This is a genomic window from Photobacterium frigidiphilum, assembly GCF_003025615.1.
Lineage (GTDB): Bacteria > Pseudomonadota > Gammaproteobacteria > Enterobacterales > Vibrionaceae > Photobacterium > Photobacterium frigidiphilum.
Map to the genome: position 1 here is coordinate 184,185 of NZ_PYMJ01000004.1, position 22,760 is coordinate 206,944.

The 22,760-nt window shown below is 37.9% G+C and carries 16 protein-coding genes; 10 read left to right on the forward strand and 6 right to left on the reverse strand.

Translation table 11 applies throughout. The features are described from left to right. The first annotated feature begins 168 nt into the window (after positions 1-168). The 3 genes from C9J12_RS05805 to C9J12_RS05815 all read left to right on the forward strand — a co-directional run bounded on the left by C9J12_RS05805 (position 169) and on the right by C9J12_RS05815 (position 2,273). A complete protein-coding gene (locus C9J12_RS05805; protein ID WP_107241854.1) occupies positions 169-1,191 on the forward strand; it encodes a hypothetical protein in 1,023 nt (340 codons plus the stop codon). 5 nt (positions 1,192-1,196) lie between these two features. Continuing rightward, a complete protein-coding gene (locus C9J12_RS05810) occupies positions 1,197-1,562 on the forward strand; it encodes a hypothetical protein (RefSeq protein ID WP_107241855.1) in 366 nt (121 codons plus the stop codon). A gap of 348 nt (positions 1,563-1,910) precedes the next feature. After that, the gene (locus C9J12_RS05815; protein ID WP_107241856.1) at positions 1,911-2,273 is read left to right on the forward strand and encodes a hypothetical protein; all 363 of its coding nucleotides are present in this window, start codon (positions 1,911-1,913) and stop codon (positions 2,271-2,273) included. Between the two features lie 159 nt (positions 2,274-2,432). Here C9J12_RS05815 and C9J12_RS05820 read toward each other — a convergent pair whose 3' ends face one another. The 5 genes from C9J12_RS05820 to bcsE all read right to left on the reverse strand — a co-directional run bounded on the left by C9J12_RS05820 (position 2,433) and on the right by bcsE (position 8,838). Next, positions 2,433-2,897: a hypothetical protein gene (locus C9J12_RS05820; protein WP_107241857.1), complete on the reverse strand. Its 465-nt coding sequence runs from the start codon at positions 2,895-2,897 to the stop codon at positions 2,433-2,435. 21 nt (positions 2,898-2,918) lie between these two features. Continuing rightward, positions 2,919-5,090, reverse strand: coding sequence for an LruC domain-containing protein (locus tag C9J12_RS05825; protein WP_107241858.1), 2,172 nt, complete (start codon positions 5,088-5,090; stop codon positions 2,919-2,921). Positions 5,091-5,420: 330 nt separating this feature from the next. Then, positions 5,421-7,058 carry a cellulose biosynthesis protein BcsG gene (gene bcsG, locus C9J12_RS05830; RefSeq protein WP_107241859.1) on the reverse strand — a complete coding sequence of 546 codons (1,638 nt, stop codon included), beginning with the start codon at positions 7,056-7,058 and terminating at the stop codon, positions 5,421-5,423. Then, the gene (locus C9J12_RS05835; RefSeq protein ID WP_107241860.1) at positions 7,058-7,246 is read right to left on the reverse strand and encodes a hypothetical protein; all 189 of its coding nucleotides are present in this window, start codon (positions 7,244-7,246) and stop codon (positions 7,058-7,060) included. The genes bcsG and C9J12_RS05835 overlap by 1 nt, the downstream gene beginning before the upstream one ends. Then, positions 7,246-8,838 carry a cellulose biosynthesis protein BcsE gene (gene bcsE / locus C9J12_RS05840; protein WP_107241861.1) on the reverse strand — a complete coding sequence of 531 codons (1,593 nt, stop codon included), beginning with the start codon at positions 8,836-8,838 and terminating at the stop codon, positions 7,246-7,248. The genes C9J12_RS05835 and bcsE overlap by 1 nt, the downstream gene beginning before the upstream one ends. Before the next feature lie 201 nt (positions 8,839-9,039). Here bcsE and C9J12_RS05845 point away from each other — a divergent pair, with 201 nt between their 5' ends. The 6 genes from C9J12_RS05845 to C9J12_RS05870 are packed head-to-tail and all read left to right on the forward strand — an operon-like array spanning position 9,040 to position 19,818. Continuing rightward, complete coding sequence (locus tag C9J12_RS05845; protein ID WP_006231731.1) at positions 9,040-9,237, forward strand: hypothetical protein; 198 nt, start codon at positions 9,040-9,042, stop codon at positions 9,235-9,237. Positions 9,238-9,249: 12 nt separating this feature from the next. Then, entirely contained in the window at positions 9,250-10,047 is a 798-nt protein-coding gene (gene bcsQ / locus C9J12_RS05850; RefSeq protein ID WP_107241862.1) for a cellulose biosynthesis protein BcsQ, read from the forward strand. After that, the gene (gene bcsA, locus C9J12_RS05855) at positions 10,040-12,664 is read left to right on the forward strand and encodes a UDP-forming cellulose synthase catalytic subunit (RefSeq protein WP_107241863.1); all 2,625 of its coding nucleotides are present in this window, start codon (positions 10,040-10,042) and stop codon (positions 12,662-12,664) included. The genes bcsQ and bcsA overlap by 8 nt, the downstream gene beginning before the upstream one ends. Then, positions 12,654-14,930 (forward strand): cellulose biosynthesis cyclic di-GMP-binding regulatory protein BcsB, encoded by a 2,277-nt coding sequence (bcsB, locus tag C9J12_RS05860; RefSeq protein WP_107241864.1) that lies wholly within the window; start codon positions 12,654-12,656, stop codon positions 14,928-14,930. Before bcsA ends, bcsB begins: the two co-directional genes overlap by 11 nt. Then, positions 14,927-16,036 (forward strand): cellulose synthase complex periplasmic endoglucanase BcsZ, encoded by a 1,110-nt coding sequence (gene bcsZ / locus C9J12_RS05865; protein ID WP_107241865.1) that lies wholly within the window; start codon positions 14,927-14,929, stop codon positions 16,034-16,036. The genes bcsB and bcsZ overlap by 4 nt, the downstream gene beginning before the upstream one ends. Then, a complete protein-coding gene (locus C9J12_RS05870; RefSeq protein WP_107241866.1) occupies positions 16,027-19,818 on the forward strand; it encodes a cellulose synthase subunit BcsC-related outer membrane protein in 3,792 nt (1,263 codons plus the stop codon). The genes bcsZ and C9J12_RS05870 overlap by 10 nt, the downstream gene beginning before the upstream one ends. Positions 19,819-19,904: 86 nt before the next feature. Here C9J12_RS05870 and C9J12_RS05875 read toward each other — a convergent pair whose 3' ends face one another. Beyond that, the gene (locus tag C9J12_RS05875) at positions 19,905-21,344 is read right to left on the reverse strand and encodes a glyceraldehyde-3-phosphate dehydrogenase (protein ID WP_107241867.1); all 1,440 of its coding nucleotides are present in this window, start codon (positions 21,342-21,344) and stop codon (positions 19,905-19,907) included. A 316-nt stretch (positions 21,345-21,660) separates the two neighbouring features. Here C9J12_RS05875 and C9J12_RS05880 point away from each other — a divergent pair, with 316 nt between their 5' ends. Further along, complete coding sequence (locus C9J12_RS05880; protein WP_107241868.1) at positions 21,661-22,734, forward strand: sulfurtransferase; 1,074 nt, start codon at positions 21,661-21,663, stop codon at positions 22,732-22,734. The last annotated feature ends 26 nt before the right edge of the window (positions 22,735-22,760 follow it).

Genomic DNA, 22,760 nt, shown 5'->3' on the forward strand with positions numbered 1-22,760 from the left:
ATATCAGTGAAATTATTGTTTTTTACAGAGACTTATTTGTTGTCCATCGCAGTATTTACTCTTCGGCATGTTTGTTTGTTTTTCTTCATGCTTCAATTGATTATTCTTTCTTATGCATACTAGTAAGTTAATTGGAAATACTTCAGAAATAATATTGATGAGTAATAAATGGTTGCGTCATCTGATAAAAATCACATGGCAATGCACATAGTTGAAAAGGCTATGCCTATTGATCAGCTAATAATTATTTTATATAACTCGCCAGATAAAATAGTCTACGAGCATTTTAGGGCTGTGAATTCTCATTTGAAAGACAATAAGGTAAAAGTTGGACAAATTGTATTGTTATCACCAGCTACTAGTCGAGAGTGTACAATTGAAGAAACGGAGTTTTTAAACATAGCTAAATCTGTTGACTCAACCTTATTAAAAATGAGCAATTCAGAAAAACAGCTGCTGGTGAATAGGTATGAATTTTTATCTAACGTTGCTAGCTATAATGGCTTGTTTTTAGGTGTAAGTAATACAGCATGGAATGCTCATACCAAACAAGTTAAATTAATTTTAAAAGATTTAGAACGTACCTATGTTACGAGTTATAAATTGAACGGAAATTTAAATAACCGAAGTTTCTTTACTCAACGTAAAATTCAATTTGCGCGTTTAGATACCGCACTCAGTCGTTTTGCACAACCTACATTAGGTGGAAAGCTTATATCTGGAGATATTCGCAGTAATTTAGGACTAAGCACTAAAAGCATTATTCACCAATGGAGCAAGCAACCCGGCAATGTCACCACTATTCCTAATTTCCACAAAAACTATGCCGCTGTAGCTGAAATGTCACGTAATTTGAAGCGTGTAGGCTATGTAGGTATTGCACTAACTGGATTTGATGCGGTAGCTAATATTCAAAAAGCTTGCACTGTTAGTGATACGACTGCGTGTAGCAAGGCTAAGTTTACTCAAACGGGTAAGGCTGCAGGAAGTATCGTAGGGGGGACTTTGGGTGGTGCAGCAGCAACTTGGGCTACTTGTTCTATTGTATTTAGTTTACCAACTGGCGGGACCAGTTTCTTTTGGTGTTCCCTTGTAGCAGGTGCTGGCGGTGGTTATGCTGGAGGTATGATAGGCGGTAGCGGTGGGGATTATATAGGCGAAAAATTATATATTTCAACAGGAATTAAATAATTAAAATGGAAGTATTAAGTTTATTAACAAACGTTATGCTGGTTCTTGGTATCGCTGGTGGCATTGGCACTTTTATTTGGATCGGTCTAGTCGCTTATTTAAAATCAAAGTGGCTACCTTTATTGGAAGATATTCTTGACGATGGTGTTCGATTTTATAGCTTGAATATCTTTTTAGCAGGTCCAGGGGTATTGCAATATGCCACAGTATTCCTTTGGTCTTTTCATGCAAAACGTTATGGGATGCTCGAAAAAAGGGATAATGCTCCTAAGCACATTCAAAAGTGGTTTGTATTTGCTTTTTGTTGGTTCATGTCTTGTTGGGCGTTGATAGCTGCAAGTGCAATTATGGTCAAAGTATATGATTTATAAAAAGTAAGTTGCATGGCGCTAAAAAAAATACTGTTGGCTGCGGTTCGTACCTTATGCATTTTAGCCAAACGGTATTTTTCCGTTTAGTTTTGCGTTAGTGCGTCAAGCAAAGCTTGATGCATATTTAGGGTGAAAGCCCCTGTCATGAAAGGTTTAACCCACAACCTGTATCGAGTACAACGTGGGTTACTTGTTCTATTGTATTTGGTTTACCAACCGGCGGGACTAGTTTCTTTTGGTGTGGCGTCGTAGCAGGTGCTGGCGGTGGTTATGCTGGCGGAATGTCTGGTGGATTTTTAGGCAATAAAGGAGGGGGATTTTTATATCGTATGAATTCCATTAAATAAAATGGCATTGAAAACAGCTGAAAACATCTTTTTAATCTTATTATTATTTTGGAGTGTTGGCACTTTTATTTGGATATTACTAGTGTTCTATTTAAAATCAAAGTGGCTACCTTTATTAGAAGATATTCTTGACGATGGAGTTCGATTTTATAGCTTGAATTTCTTTCTTGCAGGTCCAGGGATATTGCAATATGCCACAGTATTCCTTTGGTCTTTTCATGCTAAACGTTATGGGATGCTCGAAAAAAGGGATAATGTTCCTAAGCACATTCAAAAATGGTTTGTATTTACTTTTTGTTGGTTCATGTCTAGCGGGACGTTGATGGCAGCAAGTGCAATTATGGTCAAAGCATATGATTTATAAGAGTAATTTGCACTGCACTTAAATGGAAATATAGTGCCGTAAAGTAAGCAGAACGGTAGATATTAAATAATCACGATTGTAATAACAGCAGCTAGCCTTGAAATGAAAGCAGCCAGAAACTGGCTGCTTGATCGTATTGAGGATGTTTGTATTATGATTTTAATTCGTAATATTTACTTGTTCCGCGGGTAGGCTAACGGTTTCTCTAAAAGGTTCTTGTGTGCTATCTACATACCACGCTTCAATTAATAAACTTTTTAATTGGGATGTAGCAGTTATTGTACCTTTGAAATTACCATTTTTAATTTCACCAGCAATAATTCGGCTGTTTGCATCAGGTACTGGCGTGCCTGTCGCATCGATCGAATACTTCCCATAAACACTTAAAAACATGGTTTCTGTTTCATTAAGGTCAATAACAATACTTACAGGATAAGAGCTTTTAAAATTGAAGCCGTCTGGTACGACTAATGATTCAAATTTTGCTGAAGACTCATCATTTGCCGCTGCACTATCGGCAGGAGAATCAGGATTACTGGTCGATGCATCATCTCCGCCACCGCCACCGCCACCACAGCCGATTAATAAAAAGACGACAGGTATGATCAAGAGTAAATTTTTCATATTGGAATCCTTTATCTTTTTTTATTCAAATAATTGATTGATAACAGCATTACTGCGTAGGTACCAGTCAGTATTCGTTTCTCCGCCAGAGGTTGCGTACCCTTCTAAATCTGGATATGCCGCTAGAATATCGGTTCTCTCACTTGGGTGGTTCCATTCGCCATCAATGAGTAAACCAAATGAAATTCCGTTATCGGTGTGGTAAGTATCGCAATCCTCGCCTGGGCAATTAGTATGCGTAGATGTATCATCATTGGTAGAAAAAAAGCTTGAAGATGCAACAGATGTAATATCATCACCTTTTAAATGTATCTCGAGAGTTCGGCCAGGATTACCGCTAAATGAATCACCATGGTAGCGACCTTCTAACCCACATATGAATGGATTAAGTGGCATGCTAGGTCCTGTACCTGCTGCGAGTGGTGTACTGAAAGGAATACTTGCTTCAAAGACGAATTGATTAGCGCTATCGCTTGAACAACCTTGCCAGACTCGATAATAGTTTCCTTCACTACCTGAACATACAGGATCTGTAATTTCGGCTTTTAAATCGGTAGAAATAACCGCGACGGCATTCGTTGTACCAACCTCTAGTACTGTTGCCGCGTGTTTAGTTTGATTATTCACGACAAGCTTTGTTAAATCTTCATCAATAGATGACCTTGCTATACCATCGAGTTGCACAGCAAAACCATTGTTAAAGTCAGCACCGTATGCTTGTAAACTGCCTGAGATATCATAGCGAACAATGTTCCCTGTATTTGTATCTGTGACAGTATCAACACGGTAAAACATAACAACGTCGTTAAAATCGAAGTCATCTTTTTCTGGCCAATTATCTTCGTAGGCTAGGGTTACCCATGTACCTTCCCCAGGATAGTAATTATGGGTTAGGTTTTGTTCGTTAATCGTTACGCTGTAATCTTCTACTTCCCCGTCTGTTACGCCCCCAAAATATGTGATGCCTGTATTTCTTGCCCCTCTAAATCGTGCCCAAGTTGTTGCGGGGGTTGCGGATTCTGGCACTCGTAATTTAAGGATATTCACCCCTGGTGGTAATAATTGGTCAGTTATCGCTTGTTCACCATCATCGGCAAAATCACCATCATCATTCCAATCAAACCAAGCACTTACATAAGTATTTGCACCTCCACCAATGGTAACTTGAATGCGAGTATCTGAGCCTTGTTTCAAATCGTTAATAAATACAATACCGTCTTCATCATCAGAGCCTGTAGCGTCGTCAGAAGAACCTGATAAAACGGCAGAGTCGCCTTCATCATCAACCAGTGCGCCAAAGAAAAAGTTAGGTCCTATAAAGTGGCGAGGCCCGTTGGTTAGTAAACTTGTTTTATAACTTTCTGGTGCATCACCAAAATCAGTATTTGTCGCCACAACAGGGGCGCTTGCACATCGAGCACCATCATTTTGGCCAGAAATCGGTCCACTCGCGAAGAATTCTGCTGTGGCGTCGATCGTTCCAGAAATATCGCGTAAATCTAACCGATAAATGTTCCCATCTACATTATTGCTGATGTACATGAAGCCATTCACGTCAAAATATTGTGCACCAAATGTTGTAGACCCTGTTAAGCCTGTTGAATCAATACGTGCAAAGCTGGCATTGCCTGAACCATCGAAACTGAATTTATACAGATCGTTAGCACTGTTTTCTACCGCAAAAAGCTCACCAGTGTCAGGGTAGAATGCAAAGTCAGTTAAATTTAATGTCGCTTCAGCAGCCGTCATTATTTCTACTGCAGTGAAATTATCATCACCTGTACTTAAATCAATTTTAAACATACCAGTACCTCTAAGATAGAAGTACAAAGCATCATCAAATACATCACCGACAAAGAAATTAGTATTAGCAGGTAAACCTGTAACGGATATATTTTCAATAAGGTAAAGCTGATTGATACGCGTAACCGTTGAATCACCTTTATTCCAGCCATAAATATAGCGATCTGTTTCATTAAAACCTACCGCATTGATAACGCCTGTAGCACCGGTATTCTGATTATTTGCAACTCGATATGACCCAGAGGAAAGGTCAACTTCATAAACTGTGGATGGACTTCCTTGAAATAACATTGCTTCAGTTGGACAATCATCAAATGCTTGAGCACTATAAGCATCAATAGAAGCTGAAGATAATAAGATAAGTAGTATCGAACGTTTCAGACATTTCATTTTTATGCCTTCTAAATTATTTAAAGTCGAGTTCATACGAGAAGCATCAATATGTATACCAGTTTTTAAACTGATATTTTCATTTGAATTTATCGGGAAAACAGGTGGTTGCGTAAGAGTCTCATCATATTAATAATAAGATTGCCAATATGGAGCCTTTATTCGCAAAATGATAATGATTAAAAAAATATAATTTAGACAAGGGAAGGGTGTTTTTAGACAACGAGTAGAATTTCTATGTTTATTCTTATAGCTATTTATATGGCAATGTAATTTACGCTCTAGTTGTTAATCTAGAGCGTAAATCATTTCACTATTTTTAGTGGAATCTTAATTCGTTGGGTATTCACTCCAAGTGTTACCATCTAGTGAAATATAATGTTTATTGTTTATATCCATAACTGTTGTTCCTGAGTTCTCTGCTACAACAGATGTTTCGGGTAAATTGATAACAAGTTTTTCTGGATCAAAGGTGGCTAATTCATAAATATTTTGGTCTAAGATATTTGATATTAAAGAAGAAACAGCTAAGTAACTTGATGGTGCTGTAATATGTACAGTTTTTCCAGCTCGCTCAATATTCTTGCCAAACACTTTTAAACCGACTGGTACATGGGTTATTGATGGTGCTGGGATTTCACGCATTCCAGAAATTTGCATTTTATCACCGCGTATTCCAGCACCATGTTCAGGCACCAGCACAACCACAATATTACGTTCAGATACTTTTAGTTCATTAAAGAAGGAATACAAATCGTCGAGTAAATTGTTTAATCGACGTTTATAGCTGATTAGACTAGTTGACGCATTGTTGTTAATAATACGGTTGCCATCATGAAGTGAAATTGTATTGTATAGAGCGACGACTTGACCACTGTCATTTTCTATACGCTCTTGCCACCAACGGTCTAAAACATCTTTATCTCTAAAGATAGATGCGCCATCAAAACCTTTTTGATAAGGGGTTAACCCTTCTTGCGGCATTAAGTTTGTTTCAATCTTACCATCTTTTTTAATAAGGCTTAAGAAGCTATCGAAAACACCATCATGGTTCATTAATAAGTTTTCTTGGAATCCAAGATTTGCTAAATTTTCAAATAAATAGCATTGATTAGATGCTGCATCGTCAAATAACTGGCTATGTTCTTCTTGTCCACAGTTTGCCCGTAAAAGGCGAATTACCGCTGGTCCGCTATAAGATGTAGCAGAGTTGAAATTATCAAACATGATGTCAAAATCATCAAAGATCGGGTGATTCTGCAAGCCTACAAGTTTAATATCATCCCACGCAACAGAACAGATACTTAAGAAAAGAAGGTCGAATGGTGCATCTGATTGAGTATTGTTATTGAAGTTTGTGACTCGTTTTGCTTCATCTGCAAAGAAGTTGTTTTTAAAGTCATTGAGTACATCATCGTTAACGTCTGAAATTTGTAGCGGTTGTTTTTCTTTTCCATTTTGGTCTGTTGTTTGCTGTTGTGCTAATAATGATGGGGTATTGCCAATATTTGGCGTTGTAATAATTGATTGTGGAACACTAATATAAATTAGCGAAATTAAAACCAGTACAGTTACTCGAATATATTTATTCAATAAATAGTAAGCAGCAGACAACGTAAAAATAGTTAATAACGTTGTTAGTGAGACAAATCGCCCCGCGAGCTCTATTAGATAGCTCAGCTCAAATTGCATAAGTTGCCCTATTTGAGACCACAGCCTGTCAAGTGGTGGTAAATAGGAGTCAAAGTACAATAGCCATAAGCCAATTGGAATAGAGATAAAAAATCGAGTGATTTTTAGCCATTTAAACGATATGGGTAATAATAAAAAGCTGATAAAGGCGAAATTTTCAATAGCATGAAAGCTGATATCACCTTTTAAGAACAAGGCTATCTTTATAATAAAGTAAACATTCCACCAGCCTAAACCGTTAAGAATGTTTTTTGGTTCCGATGTTTGGCTATTCATTATTTATATTCATTCTTTTGGTTTGACGGTTGAGCTTTTTTCATGTTCTCTTCAAAGTATATTGGTTTTTGAATGCGATGACGGTAGAACTTCTTTAAACCTGAAAAGATATCTCGCAATAGGTAGCCAATGATAATACCAATAGAGAGACTAGCAACGACTGTTAAGATGAAATTGCTAATATTCATTATTTGCACCTTACTTTAAGCGGTTTGTTTATCGCAAATTGTGTAATGGCTGGTTCAGGTATTATATGTTCTTTGTTTAAATATGAAAGATGATGTTCTGCTGACGTTATTGTAATATCAGATGGTATATCGACGGCATGTTTAATAATATTCTTTAATTCCAACTCAAAATCGTAATTATCTTCAATGATAATATGGGAGTGAAAGAGATCGCTGACTGGGATGTCAAAAATGTTATTGAGGGCGATCTGAGCGTCATTCATACGTACTGCGCTGAATAACACATATATTGCGTGTTCACATGCAGTCGCAATATCACCATCTCGACGGATGTGACATAAACGTAAACATTCTTCTGCGCTCATACCAGGTAAAAGGTTCAATTTTATCAAAGAGAAATGTAGCTGTGTTTGCTCTGATACTTCAATCAGTTTAGAGCAGTAAGAAACGAAGTTTTTATTAGAAAGGTAGCCCTTGTAGCCATATTCTCTATCAAATTTTAGTAAGGATTCAATTGAATCTGGTATCTGACGAGTAAAAATTTGCCCTTGAATAGCTTCAATTAAACTAAGAAACTTGGCGTAAGACATATTATAAGGAGTAATAAGGTTTATCCCGGCTTTCATCAGAAACTTCTCGTCAGAATACCGTAGACATTGAGCCATTTCTCTTACAATGATTTTAACAGCGCTGCCTGCTTTGCGTCTTAGATGAAAGCTATCGAGTGCAAGTTGTTTGACTTCATGCGTATCATAACAACTTAGAATTACGGTGGAAGCTTGTATATGTATAGTCTCTAGTATGTTGAAAAGGTCAGTATTAGTATTGCTAATAATGACTTTACCAGGTACATGTATGCCATCACCGATGGCTGTCATTGGGGCATATATCCGCTCATCGTCTGTGAATTTTAGCCCCGAATGGTAATTACTGTCGTTTTCGCGAGAGCTAACATAATATTGATTTCGGTCATTTGTATTGAGATTGAATTCAACATTACTTATTACGCCATGATGACTACCCCAAAAAATTACATGGTAATTAGAGTGAGTGTCATCAACGTGTTGCAATGTAGCTAGTCCAGATATATAGCGATTAAGTAAAGCAAGTTGAGGCTTGATGACAGATGTTACGGTAGCGCCATTTATTATAAAATTAATGGCTATTTTTTGATCTATAGCCCATATTTTTGTTTTTCTGAAGAAATACGTTACATCGTTATTATTACATTGATCAAAGATTTTATCAGGTATTGAGATTATTAAGATAGAGTCGGTACGGAACTGCATTTTAATGAGATCATTGACGATTTTTTTTAAATTGATAGTTTTATTTGTAAACTTGGAACCAAGGAAAAACTTTTTTTGGCAGTTTACATTAATATTATTGTAACTTTCTTGCCTTTCATTAGCATCAAAACCAGAAAAATAATCATCTATATTTGATAAGGAAACAAGAGATACCAATTTTACATCTACTATGAGTCGGTTGATGTACTTAAAACTCGATTTTTTTGTATTAAACAGGTTTATATACTGGCAGGTACAATCAAATGAAGCTGCATCTAAATCTAGATTTAGTATTCCTGACATAATATGACCTTAAATGAGTTTACAGAATGCGATGTCATTAAGAAGGGTTATTAGTTATAAATAGAACTTGTAATAATACTAACGTGTTGTTTTTTAAAAATCCAATTATATTGCTAACAATTTGAATGTAATAGTAAAAGCATTTGATTCATGATAATAATAAACCTACTATCATTAGTAATGCTAGCAGGGGTTTGTATTATGACGAAAAAGCCAGCTAAAGATATTGATGCTATTTATGCATCGTTTGAACTTGATGAATGTAATTATGCTGAGTTAAGTGAAGATGAACGATATCACTCAATCAAAAAAAAGTGGGTAATGCTTAGTGTCATGTCAAATGAGATAACAAGTATGAAGCTACGAGTGACTCCTTCAACGACAATACATCATGAATAGGTGGGACCTTATATGAATCGTATCGTTATTGTTGGTCTGAAGGGAGGTGTTGGCAGTACAACGGTTACGGCAAACCTTTCTCACGCTTTACATTTATTGAGTAAAGAAACAATAACGGTGGATTTAGCTGAGTTAAACCTTTTACGTTTACATTTCACTATGGATATTAATAATGATGATGGTTGGGCTAAGCATTTTTTAAATAATAAATGTTGGACGAATGCCTGTTATGAAAGCCCTCAAAGAATGCGCTTTGTTCCATTTGGGACGTTAAACTCATCTGAGTTAGAAAAATATAGTGTACATAAAGAGGAATGGGTAGCGAAACTAGCCGGTGAGCTGTCAATTGTTGATATGGATGCTGAGCATTGGCAAATTATTCACTTACCAAATTTAGAACATAATCAAAGAGTAAATAGAGAGATATTGAATAGTGCTGATCTTGTTATTGTTGTTATTAACCCTGATCCTATAAGCTATTATCTGATACGTAATGACTCTATTAATTATCTCGAGTTAAAGAAATTGGTTGCGGATGAAAATAAAATTAAATTTCTTATTAATAATTTTCAGCCAGAAAGTGAAGTGAGTCAAGATTTTAGACTTGTTTTACAAAAAGAACTCACCAGTATACTACTTCCAGTGTCATTGCACCGTGATACAACTGTTATTGATAGTATTGCCAACTTAACAAATGTTCATACTACCTCACCACATAGCCAAGCTGCTCGTGATTATCAATCATTAGCTTTTTGGTGTGTTACTCATCTTTACTCGAGGGGTAATGATAAGAGAGGTGAGTATGTATAGTGGTTTAAACGTGATATTTAAAAGATGGATTGTTAATGCTTTTTTTCAGCAATTGAAAATTTATGAGCATGATGGGGGAGGAGCTTCTAATCGTATAGGTCGTTTTATTCTTTTTATCTGGTTTACATTTTGCTTTATCTTTTTGAAAGAGAAAATCAATGAAACACCGAGTTGGAAATTACTCTTACTGTATTACCCGCAAATAAATTTCGCCAGGCCAAAAGTGTTGGATTTGCTACGTTTTATAATACAATCGTTTTGGTTGTTAATTGTTAGGCAAGATCTCTCTAATACAAATAATGTTGCAGTAAAAAACTATTCATTAAGACTGAAGAGCAACGTTGTGAGTGTTTTTCGTATGCCTTTTGAGTATCTTTCATTACTGGTTATTTGGCTTGAAAAGAAAGCAAGTTCGTCTGAGAGTGTGCCTTTTATAAATAAAAATAAAAGTGATGAATTATTTAATGCCGTGAATTATGTGCTGTTGTTCATTGTTTTATTATTGATCTTTTTGTGTTTTACCGTCCCTTTTAACTTACAAGCTCAGACTGTTTTTATATTTATTTTATGGTCATTAGCCATGATGTTCAGGCGAATGCCTGGTCGTTTTCCAACAATGCTATTGATTGTCTTGTCACTTACTGCCTCCTGCCGCTATATATGGTGGCGTTATACATCGACATTAAATTGGGATGAACCTCTCGCGCTTGTTTTAGGGCTTTTATTGTTATTTGCTGAAACATTTGCATGGGTTGTCTTGATACTCGGCTATTTTCAAAATATTTGGCCACTTAATCGTAAACCTGCTCTCTTACCTGTTGATACGACGCTTTGGCCGAGTATTGATTTAATGATACCTACTTACAATGAAGATCTTGATGTTGTGAAAGCAACGGTTTATGCATCACTTGGTATTGATTGGCCAAAAGATAAATTGAATATCTATATTCTAGATGATGGAAAAAGAGATAGTTTTAAAAAGTTCGCCAAAGAAGCTGGTGTTCATTATATTCGACGTCCATTAAATAACCATGCTAAAGCGGGAAACATTAACTACGCGCTTGAACGGTCGAATGGTGAATATGTGGCTATTTTTGACTGTGATCATATTCCAACACGTGCTTTTTTCCAATTAACTATGGGGCTATTTCTTAACGATCCTAAGCTTGCCCTTGTACAAACACCTCATCATTTTTTCTCGCCGGATCCTTTTGAAAGAAATTTATCGAATTTTCGTGATGTCCCAAATGAGGGAAGCCTTTTTTATGGCTTGATTCAAGATGGAAATGATTTATGGGACGGTACATTTTTCTGCGGTTCGTGCGCGGTTTTACGTCGTAAGCCGCTGGAGGAGGTGGGGGGCATAGCTGTCGAGACCGTTACAGAAGATGCACATACATCATTACGTATGCATCGCCTTGGCTACAGTTCTGCTTATTTAAAGCAACCTTTATCGGCAGGTTTGGCGACAGAAACGCTCTCAGCTCATGTAGGGCAGCGTATTCGATGGGCAAGGGGAATGGCACAAATATTTAGAGTCGATAACCCCTTAACAGGAAAAGGGTTAAAATGGCAACAACGCCTTTGCTATGCCAACGCGATGCTGCATTTTCTTTCTGGTATTCCGCGAATTATTTTCTTAATTGCCCCTCTAGCTTTTTTATTACTACACTCTTATGTCATTTATGCGCCAGCGTTAGCAATCGTTCTTTATGTATTACCTCATATGGTTCATGCCAGTATTACAAATTCAAGAATACAGGGGGATTATCGTTTCTCATTTTGGGGGGAGGTTTATGAAACAGTATTGGCATGGTATATAGCACGTCCCACGACGATTGCGTTATTTGCTCCTCATAAAGGCACCTTTAATGTAACTGCGAAAGGTGGGTTAATTCATAAAACACATTATGACTGGGTAATATCGAAACCCTACTTGGCGTTGGTCTTTCTTAATATTATTGGTGCCGGTTTTGGCATTTATCGACTGGGGTGGGGACCAACAGATGAGATTGCGACTGTGATAGTCAATGTTTTATGGACAGTATATAACCTCTTGATCCTTGGCGGTGCAGTTGCGGTTGCTGCTGAAACAAAGCAAATTCGAAAAGATCACCGAGTGCCCGTTAAAATTCCGATGACGATACGTTTGCACTCTGGTCATTTACTGCAAGCTGAAATGAATGACTTTTCTTTAGGTGGAATACGGGTTGTCATAGGTCAGTCGCTGGCATTACAGCAAGATCAGAAGCTAGACATAATATTAAGCCGAGCAGATCAAGAGTTTATTTTTCCTGCAAAGATAACCTATTCGAATGGCAGTACTATGGGTTTGCAATTAGAGCCATTAACGACTCAGCAAGAAGTTGATTATGTGCAATGTACTTTTGCGCGTGCAGATACCTGGACTAAATGGCAGCAAGGCTATCAAACTGATAAACCGTTGATGAGTATGAAAAGCGTACTCAAAGTTGGTTTTAATGGTTACCACAGTTTATTGCAACACAGCCCCAAACCAGTTGTATTAATTGTTCAGAGTTTTCTAAAAGTGGGTAATTTTGTTGGGTCATTTAGACCAAGGAATACATTAACAAGAGCAAACGATAATGCGAATTAAGAGAATAATACAAATAGTCGCAACCGCATTAGGGCTTGCATTATCAAGCATTACAGGTGCTGCGACATCCGATCCAGAGCACTTGATTAAAAGTGAAGTTGGTGACTTTCCTATTGTGACAGAGCGGATAATTCAATTTTCACAATTAGGCTATAACGGTTCTATTAGTATGCTTGGCAGTGAAAGTAATGCTTATATTGGTTTTGGCTCTCGGTTGGATGAAGTGATTTCAAAAGGCATGCTCTCATTTGATTTTACACCTTCACCAGCATTGCGCTCACTTGTATCACATCTAAAGGTTTATTTAAATAATGAGTTGATGGGTGTTATTTCTATTAATGATGGTGATCAGGGTAAAAAAATAAATGCAGATATCCCGCTAGATCCTCGTTTTTTTAGTAATTTTAATCAACTGCATATTGAATTTATAGGTGATACCGAAGGTCTTTGTGCTAACCCTAATCATCCCAGTATTTGGACTGAAATAAGCCAAAGCAGCCATATAGCATTACAGGTCCAAAAAACGGTTCTTAAGAGTGATTTAAATTTATTACCAGCGCCTTTTTTTGATGAGCGAGACTTTAGCCAAGTTAATATCCCGTTCGTAATGGGTAAACATTATGATTTAAGTGAAGTAAAGGCAGCAGGGGTATTAGCGTCGTATTTTGGTGTTCTATCAGACTGGCGCGGTGCGCGTTTCCCAATATCTTTGGATGAGTTACCTCAAGAGAATGCTATTGTTTTTGTTACTAACACCAATAAACCTGCTTTTTTACAAGACTTTCCTGATGTTGATAAGCCTACATTACAAATGATTAGTCACCCAGAAAATCCATACATTAAATTATTATTGATTATAGGGCGCGATAGCAAAGATCTGAACGACGCGGTTATGGGGCTGACTTTAGGTAATAAAATATTAACTGGGCCCATTGCAACAATTAATGACGTAAAGCAGATTTCACCTCGCCGACCTTATGATGCACCCAATTGGGTAAGTACATTACGGCCTATTGCTTTGTCTGAATTAATCAAAGATGTACAAGATTTACAAGTAGAGGGCAGAACACCACCACCAATTAGTGTGAACTTTCGACTGGCTCCTGATTTATTTACTTGGCAAAGTAGAGGTATACCATTAGATCTTAGGTATCGCTATTCGCCACCGAGTGAAGAAAACTCTGGCTCTCGAATGAGTTTGAGTATTAACAGCCAATTTATTGAAGCCTTTAATTTGAAAATGGAAGGTGAAGGCGGTAAATCTAAGCGTATACGGGTCCCTTTATTGGATGATGGTTTACTTGGTTTAGGCGATCAGGTAAGAATTCCTGCATTTAAAGTGGGTAGTAATAATGAGATTGAGTTTGAATTTGGCTTTGCTTCAATGACTGAAGGCATGTGTCAAAGTTCACAGCCGAGTAAGCAATATGCGGTTATTCAGGCTGATTCGACGATCGATTTTTCAGGCTTTCCACACTATATCGAAATGCCAAATTTACGGGCGTTTGCTAATTCAGGTTTTCCTTTTACCCGTATGGCTGACTTATCTGAGACCGTTGCAATAGTACCTAAAAACGCCCCCATTGAAGCGTTACAGACGTTTATTAATGTGATGGGCGTAATTGGTTCCGAATCAGGCTACCCAGCCATCCGAGTTGAATTAATTGATACTTGGGCAGAAGAACAGCTGAAAGATAAAGATATTCTCAGCATTGGCGTTGTTCCTGAATTACAAGAAGCTGCGTCTGATAAAAATGAAGTGAATCTAGTATTACAAGCGGGTGAACGACTGATTCGGTTACCCGTTAAAAATGAACAAGAAGCTAATCTGAATTGGATACTTGATGTCGAAGATGTGCAGGTGGTTTCAGATGTTATTTCAGTTCGTTCGGAAGGTGCCTTTGCTGCAATAACGGGTGCTGAATCACCGTTTACGCAAAATCGCAGCCTTGTATCATTGCTGGCAGCAAATTCAGCCGATTTCAGTTTGATTGATGAGGCGTTATTAGACAGCGGTAAAATAACACATATGTTTGGCTCTGTTGTTACGCTTCGAAATAATGAGGTTGCTAGCTTCAACGTAGGTGATCATTACTTCGTTGGTGAGTTGCCAATTTGGCAATTAATTTGGTATCACTTTTCTAATCGTCCTGTGTTATTAGCTTTTATTTCGGCATTTCTTGTTGTCATTATTACGATTGTATTGTGGCGATTGCTTCGTACAGTAGCGCGTAAGCGATTAGAAACTGATGAGGATGACGTATGAAAAAGTTAGTATTAATTATTGGCTTTATTTTTTCTTATCAAGTGAATGCAAGTACTTGTAGTTGGCCTGAATGGGAACAATTTAAATCGACATATATCCAAAATGGCAGAGTGATTGACGGTAGCGATACACGACAAATTACCACCTCAGAAGGGCAATCTTACGGCTTGTTTTTTGCGGTAGTCGCTAATGATCCGACTACATTCAAGGCAATGCTAAATTGGACTGAAACCCACCTAGCTGATGGTGATTTAACGGCACGCTTGCCTGCTTGGTTGTGGGGAAAGAAAGATTTTAATACATATGGCGTACTTGATAACAACCCTGCATCAGATTCAGATTTATGGATAGCATACAGCTTAATTGAAGCGGGTCGTTTATGGGGAGAGTATTACTATGAATCGCTAGGCTATTTGTTAGCAAGCCGCATCTTACGTGAAGAAACACGTGAAGTTGAAGGCATAGGGACAGTTTTACTACCAGGGAAAAAGGGCTTTGATAATGGCAAAGGGCAGCTACGCCTTAACCCAAGTTATGTGCCACTATTTCTTATTAAAAACATGGCATCCCATTACCCGAATGATCAATGGCAATCTTTATACAATTCAAGCTACACCATGTTAGAAAAGACGATGCCAAAAGGTTTTAGTCCTGATTGGGTGACTTTGTCTAATGCAACGTTTTACGCTGATGCAGAAACGGGACCTATTGGTAGCTACAATGCGATAAGAACTTACCTATGGGCAGGCATGTTAAATGATAAAACGGAGGAAAAAGAAACCTTATTATCAATGATGTCGCCAATGGTGAATGCCATAAAGCAACTACAGGCGCCACCTCGAAGTGTGAATACTGAAACCGGCACATTTAAGGGGGGCGGTAGTGCTGGCTTTTCTGCCGCTTTATTACCGTTATTACAATCGTTAGGTGAAAAAGAATTGGCGATAGAGCAAGCCAAGGTCGTATCTATTTCGCTTCATTCTAATAGTAATGATTATTACTATGACAACGTATTAGCTCTATTTGGCATGGGGTGGTATCAAGGTAAATATCAGTTTGGAGTCAATGGCGAGCTACAACCGTTTTGGGTTGAGCAATGTCAGTAAAAACGAAGGTCTATTACCCGCTGTTTATCGGTTTAACGCTAGTCCTGGGCACGAGTCCAGCATTGGCTGCTGGATATAATTCCGGAAATGGAATGACTGGCTCTCAATCAACGAAAAAAGATACCTCTCAAGTTTATCAACTGAATAGTGCGAATGTTATTTTCTCTTCGAATTTACTGAAGGTTGACTCAGTAGAGTGGCTCTCTAGCCAGCTTAAATTTGCCCAAGCAATGAGTCGGGATGATATTGTATTAAGTACGTTAGAGCGTTTGTTCGCGATTGAACCAAACAATCTTGATGGGCTTTATTATCAAGCCAATATGTACTTAAAGCTTAATCAAATTGATGACGCGAAAGCGACTTTTGAGCAGCTTAAGTCATTGGCACCCAATGCTAAACAAACAAAAAAATTAACAGCAATTTTTGCTATAAGATATGAAAAGAAAGCTGAATTTCAACATGCCCGTTTACTTGCGCGATCAGGGCGTGATGAAGAAGCATTAAAGGCCTATCAAAAGCTATTCCCTAACGGTATGCCAACAGAGGTACTGCAACTCGAGTACCTTCAAGTTGAAGGTAATATTGATAACCATTGGTCTCATGTTAAATCTGAGTTGGAGCTACTTAACTTTAATTATCCTGGGGTTCCTACTTTTCAATTAGCATTGGCAAATCATATACGTAAACAGAACCCAGCAGACCCTTGGATTTTAGCAACGTACCAGCGTTTAGCGCTTAAGCCTAATATTGGTAAACAGGCGGCAACATCATGGCTAAGGGCGTTAAATCAATTGCCAATTACTGACGATGTTGAAAAGCAGTATGCAATATTGGCAAGCTATTACCCTACAGATTTAGAGATAAAACGTGCAAGTCAAAGTGCACAACGTCGCCTTGCGACTGAAAAAGAGTTGCGTAAAGATCCAACCTACTTAGCGAAGCTAAAAGGGTTAGCATTACTAGAAAAAAACCAAACGAATGCAGCAGCTCGACAACTTCAATATGCAATTACAACTCGACCGAATGATCCTGAAATTCTTGGTGGTATGGGTAAGGTGTACTTACGTTGGGGAAATCAAACCAAGGCATTAGCTTTTTTTAAAAAAGCACAGGAAAATGATAATGACCCTGACAACCAATCTAAATGGAAAAGTTTAATTGATACTTCTTCTTATTGGGCTTTTGTGGATCAAGGCGATAAATATACAGAGAAAAAACAATATAGTCGTGCAGAGCGGCAGTATAAGAAAGCCAAAGCACTTCAGCCCAAGAATCCTTATACATTAAATCGCTTAGCAGAGTTATATGGAATAAAAGGTAACTATAAAGAGGCGGATAGATATTATATCCAAGCGTTAAAGCTAGATACTTTAAATAGCACTGCCTTAAGAGGAAGAATTGACCTATTACTGAGTCAAAATAAATCAGAGCAAGCTATAAGATTTGCGAATAGTTACTCAAACAGTCAGAAGCGCATTGTTAAAGCGAAAGTGAACGAACTGAAAATAGGCCAGCTAAATAAAGAGGTACAGGCGGCATTATTGGCAGGAGACAATCCTCTCGCAAGTCAAAAAGTGGAAGCATTACTTTTGTTAAAACCAACATCAGCTTGGCAGCGCGCCAATATCGCAGATGCACTACGTTTGACAGGGCAAAGTGAACGAGCCAACCGTTTAATGGCGATTTGGGCCAATAATAATCCTGACCCAGAAATGCGTTTTGCTTACGCTTTGTATTTATCACGTAATGGACAACTCAAAGCGGCAGTTAATGAATTAGAAAAAATAGATATTGCACAACGCTCGTCTGCAATAGAGCGGAATTTAGCTCGTTTAAAGCTTGATCTTGAACTTGGTGATATCCAATCTTTATTTTTAGTTCAACCTTTTGAAGCCGAACAGCAGCTAAAGCTATTGTCGAGAAATTATAAATCTAACCCAGAAGCCATGATGCGAATTGCGTCGACATGGGTTGAGTTCTTGCAGCCAACAAAAGCGATTACGATTTTTGATGGGTTAATTTTTGATAAACAATGGCTATTTTCGACTCAATTGAGTTATGGCGAATTAATCGTAAAACTTGAAAAGTACCACGTATTTGATCAATGGATAAAGCCGTTTAATGGTGATGGATTATCTTCATCTGAGTACAGCGCATTACGGCAATTAAATACTCGACGTTATTTATCTGAAGCAGACAGTAAAATGCTAACGGGCAATTATGCTGAAGCAAATCGCCTATACACTGTAGTATCAACGCAAGCAGGCCCCTTACGTACAGATGGGCAAATAGGTGTACTACAATCGAGTGTCCCAATACAAACCTCGTCGCAATATAGCAAGTTAGCAGAAGACCTTTACGCTAAACGAACGCAATTAACAGCGAAACAACTGGTTGATGTGGCAGTATCTTTCAATCAAATTGACCGAAAAACGCAAGCAAATGCATTAAATTCAATCTTGTTAACTAAATATGATGCCGAGGCGATGGATTATCGTGATGCAATGGCTGTTGCCATGGTTAACCATGAATGGGGTATGGCAGATACTTTGGCTTATCAAGCGTTGAATTCAGATCGAATCGAAAAGAGCAAAATGCCCCTACAAGTAAACAAAGATCAACCTGAACTGCGCGAGTTGTACGATAATGCTGACGATTATTGGTTAACACGTAATGTAAAAAGAGATATTGATAAACTTCGTGACCGCAATGATGGGCATGTTGTTTTTGGTTTCGATTACAGTGGTAGAGATGGTGAAAATACTGCGTTTCAAATACCTATCGAAGCCCGCATTCCGATTGCAGAATATAATGGTCATCTACTTATTCGTATTGATTCTGTGAGTATCCGCTCGGGGGAATTAGAGTATTTCAACAAGACGTCAGCTGAAAATGTTACTGAAGCTATTGATCAAAGCGCATTTGGTACTACTTTAGGGGTCGGTTGGGAAGCCGAAACATGGTCGGCAGATATTGGTACAACACCAATAGGTTTTGATCATGCCACTTGGGTTGGTGGTGTTAATTTGAATGGTGACATACGAGATTTTGGGTGGAATGCAACACTTTCACGTAGGCCTGAAACGAGTAGTATGTTGTCCTATGCTGGGTTATCTGTCCCCTCGGGATCACCATCTGCAGGAAGTATTGACCAAGAAGGTACAAAGTGGGGTGGAGTAGTACGAACTGGTGTTAAACTTGGTGGTAGCTACGACATTGGTGGTCCCACTGGTTTTTGGAGTAGCTTGCAGTATCATCAAATTACGGGTGAAAAAGTTGAAGATAATACTCGGATAGGGTTGTTAGGCGGGGGCTACTATAAATTGATTGCAGAGGAGGATGAGCGTTTAAGCCTTGGTATGAATTTAATGTATTTAACCTATGATAAAAACCTCAGTGAATATACCTTAGGTCATGGCGGTTATTACAGCCCTCAAAGTTACTTTTCGATATCTTTGCCCGTTAACTATTATGGTCGTTTCGATAATACATGGGCTTATTTATTAAATGGCTCAATTTCAAATTCTTGGACAAAAGAAGATGCGCCTTATTTATCTGATGGTGATTCAAGTACAGGGGGTGGGTTTGGTTATTCATTTCTTGCAGCCCTTGAAAAACGTGTTAGTAAAAGATGGTATATAGGGGCTGCATTAGATTTACAACGTTCAGATTTCTATGAACCTAATCATTTTATTGTTTATGCTCGATATACATTTAATGACCGTTGGCAATTGATTCCAACACCGCCCAATACACCAATTTTATACAGTAATTTTGATTAAAATGACTATAAAAATGCCGCCTATAAAAATTAAAGGCGGCATAATAATCACATGGTTTTTTATCTAGCTTCTTTATTTCAAGGTGCTTATTTTAATGCTGGATACGTTTTGTATTTAACGCCCATCATTTGTTCCATGCAGTGTACAACTTGACAGCTGTAACCAAACTCATTGTCATACCAGATATATAATACGCAACGGTTATCTTGTGCAATTGTTGCAACACCATCAACCACACCTGCATGTCGTGAACCCACGATGTCACTTGATACAACCTCGGTCGAATTAGTGAAATCAATCTGACCAGAAAGTGGAGAAACTAATGCTATTTCTTGTAGATAAGCATTCAGATCTTCAGCGGTAGCATTAGACTCTAGATTCAAGTTAGCAACAGCCATCGAAACATTTGGCGTTGGTACTCGAATAGAGTTACCTGATAATTTACCTGCTAATTCTGGTAATGCTTTTGCTACTGCTTTAGCTGCACCGGTTGACGTTAGTACCATGTTTAATGATGCTGAACGACCACGACGATCGCCTGAATGGAAATTATCAATCAGATTTTGATCATTGGTGAATGAGTGAACGGTTTCAATGTGACCCGAAATAATACCGTACTTATCATTAACTGCTTTTAGCACTGGGGTAATTGCATTTGTTGTACAGCTTGCGGCTGAAATGATTGTGTCGCTATCTTGTATTACTGATTCGTTAACACCAAACACGACATTTTTGATATCACCTTTACCTGGGGCGGTTAGCAATACTTTTTCAGCGCCTTGGCAACCAAGATGTTGACTTAAACCTTCGCTATCTCGCCAAATACCTGTGTTATCAACGATTAGCGCATTGTTAATGCCGTAATCGTTATAATCAATATCTTCAGGCTTATTGGCATAGATTACTTGAATGTAATTGCCGTTAGCGATAATGGCTTTGCGACTGTCATCAACAGTAATGCTGCCATTAAAAGGACCATGCACTGAATCACGACGTAGTAAGCTTGCGCGTTTTTCAAGATCACCTTCTTTTCCGCCACGTACAACAATTGCACGTAAACGTAATGGGTAACCTTGACCGCTTTTTTCAATTAATAAGCGAGCAAGTAAACGACCGATACGACCAAAACCATATAAAACGACATCACGCGGCACAACAGATTCTGAGCTGTTTAATGAATCAACTAAAGCCGTTTGTAAATAATCGTTTAAACTTTGTTCATCTTCTTGGTTTTTCCAATAAGAATGAGCAAGTTGACCTACATCTATACGGCAAGGCGAGAGTTCTAGCTCAGCAAGTTGCTTGATTAAAGGAAGTGTTTGAGCAGGGGATAGCTCATCACCAGTATAACGACGTGCCACACGGTGAGCTTTGATAATGTCTATGGTTGATGCGTTAACTAACTGGCGACCAAACAAAATGACTTCAACGCCTTTCTGTCGGTATAACTGGCCAAGAAGTGGTGAGATGGATTCTGCATTCGTCTGGCTTGCTTGCCAGTCTAGAAGGTATTTTTCCGGACTCATCTTTACTAGGAACCTTTCACGTTAGGGAATAAAACAGGCTTAAAGACCTGAAGGTTTTTATTGTTTTTATGTGACGGGATTGTAATGGATGTTGCGTTATTGTCCTAGTAAAATTAAGGCTTTTAAACTGTGATATAGATTGTATTTTGAGGGTGGATTCCTATCAATATATGAGTGATTTTCTAAATGTTGGCATGAAAACCCCCTGCTTATTTTTTGATGAGGTGTAAGCGATATGTTTCCTAATTGTGTTATTTGGTCGTTTCACATAACGTGCCGTTAGTGTTTTATTTTACATGTTAAAAAGCATTGCAAAATGCACTTAATTGCTGATTTTTCGGCTCGAAATGAGGTTGTGAGCGACTTATCAACTGGATACAACTTGAATAATTTTGGTAAGAAAATTGCTTCTGTTGTAGGCATGTCACACGTTGATGGGCTTAGAGTAACTGGCTTCAGCCATCTTGCGTATTGTTGTTGGCTGGGGATCATAATGAAAAGAATGAAGTCTATACCTCGTTTTTTATGGTTAATTCTTTTAGGGTTTGGTGTATTTATTCACTCTTCAGGGGTTAATATCTCAAGTGCTACTGCTTCTAAGTATGCGGTGGATAGTGCATGGCTGAATAAGAATTTAAACAGTGATGAAGTCGTTATCTATGATACTCGTGATCAGAGTGCATATGAGAATGGGCATATACCGGGTGCAATAAGTTTCCCGACAGAGATGTCATATAAAACCGAAAAGAATTCTTTCTATGTTAAAGGGAAGAATGAAATAGCACCATTGCTGCGTGAAAAAGGTATTGATAAAAGTAAGCTCATAGTACTTTACGATGGTGGAGACGTTAAGCATGCAGCACGAATATTTTGGGTGTTAGAGCTCTATGGCATTAGTAAAGTTGTGATATTAGAAGAGGGTTATGCATATTGGGATAGACAAGGATACCCTAGTAACCAACAGGTAGTTATTCCACAAAAAACGAGTTACATTCCATCGTTAAACGCTGACGTATATGCCAATACGATGTTAGCAAAAGTTGCAACATTCAGCCCCGATTATCAACTCTATGATTCACGTACAAAAGAAGAGTATATTGGTGAAAAATCGAAGACAGAAAAATATGGTCATATCCCCACGGCAAAAAATCTTTTAATCTCTTCATTTTTTTTAAAGAATGAAAAAGGTGACAGTGTATTAAAAAGCCAAGAGGAAATGGATCTTATTTTTTCTTCATTAGATAAAACAAAAAAAAGCGTTACATATTGTAATAAAGGTCTAGCGTCAACACTATCATATTACCTTATGAAGCGTTCTGGTTTTGATGTAGCACATTACGATGGTTCGTGGTTGGACTGGTCTTCGAATGAATTACCTGTTGAAAAATAATGTATACATTAAATAGTACATATCGA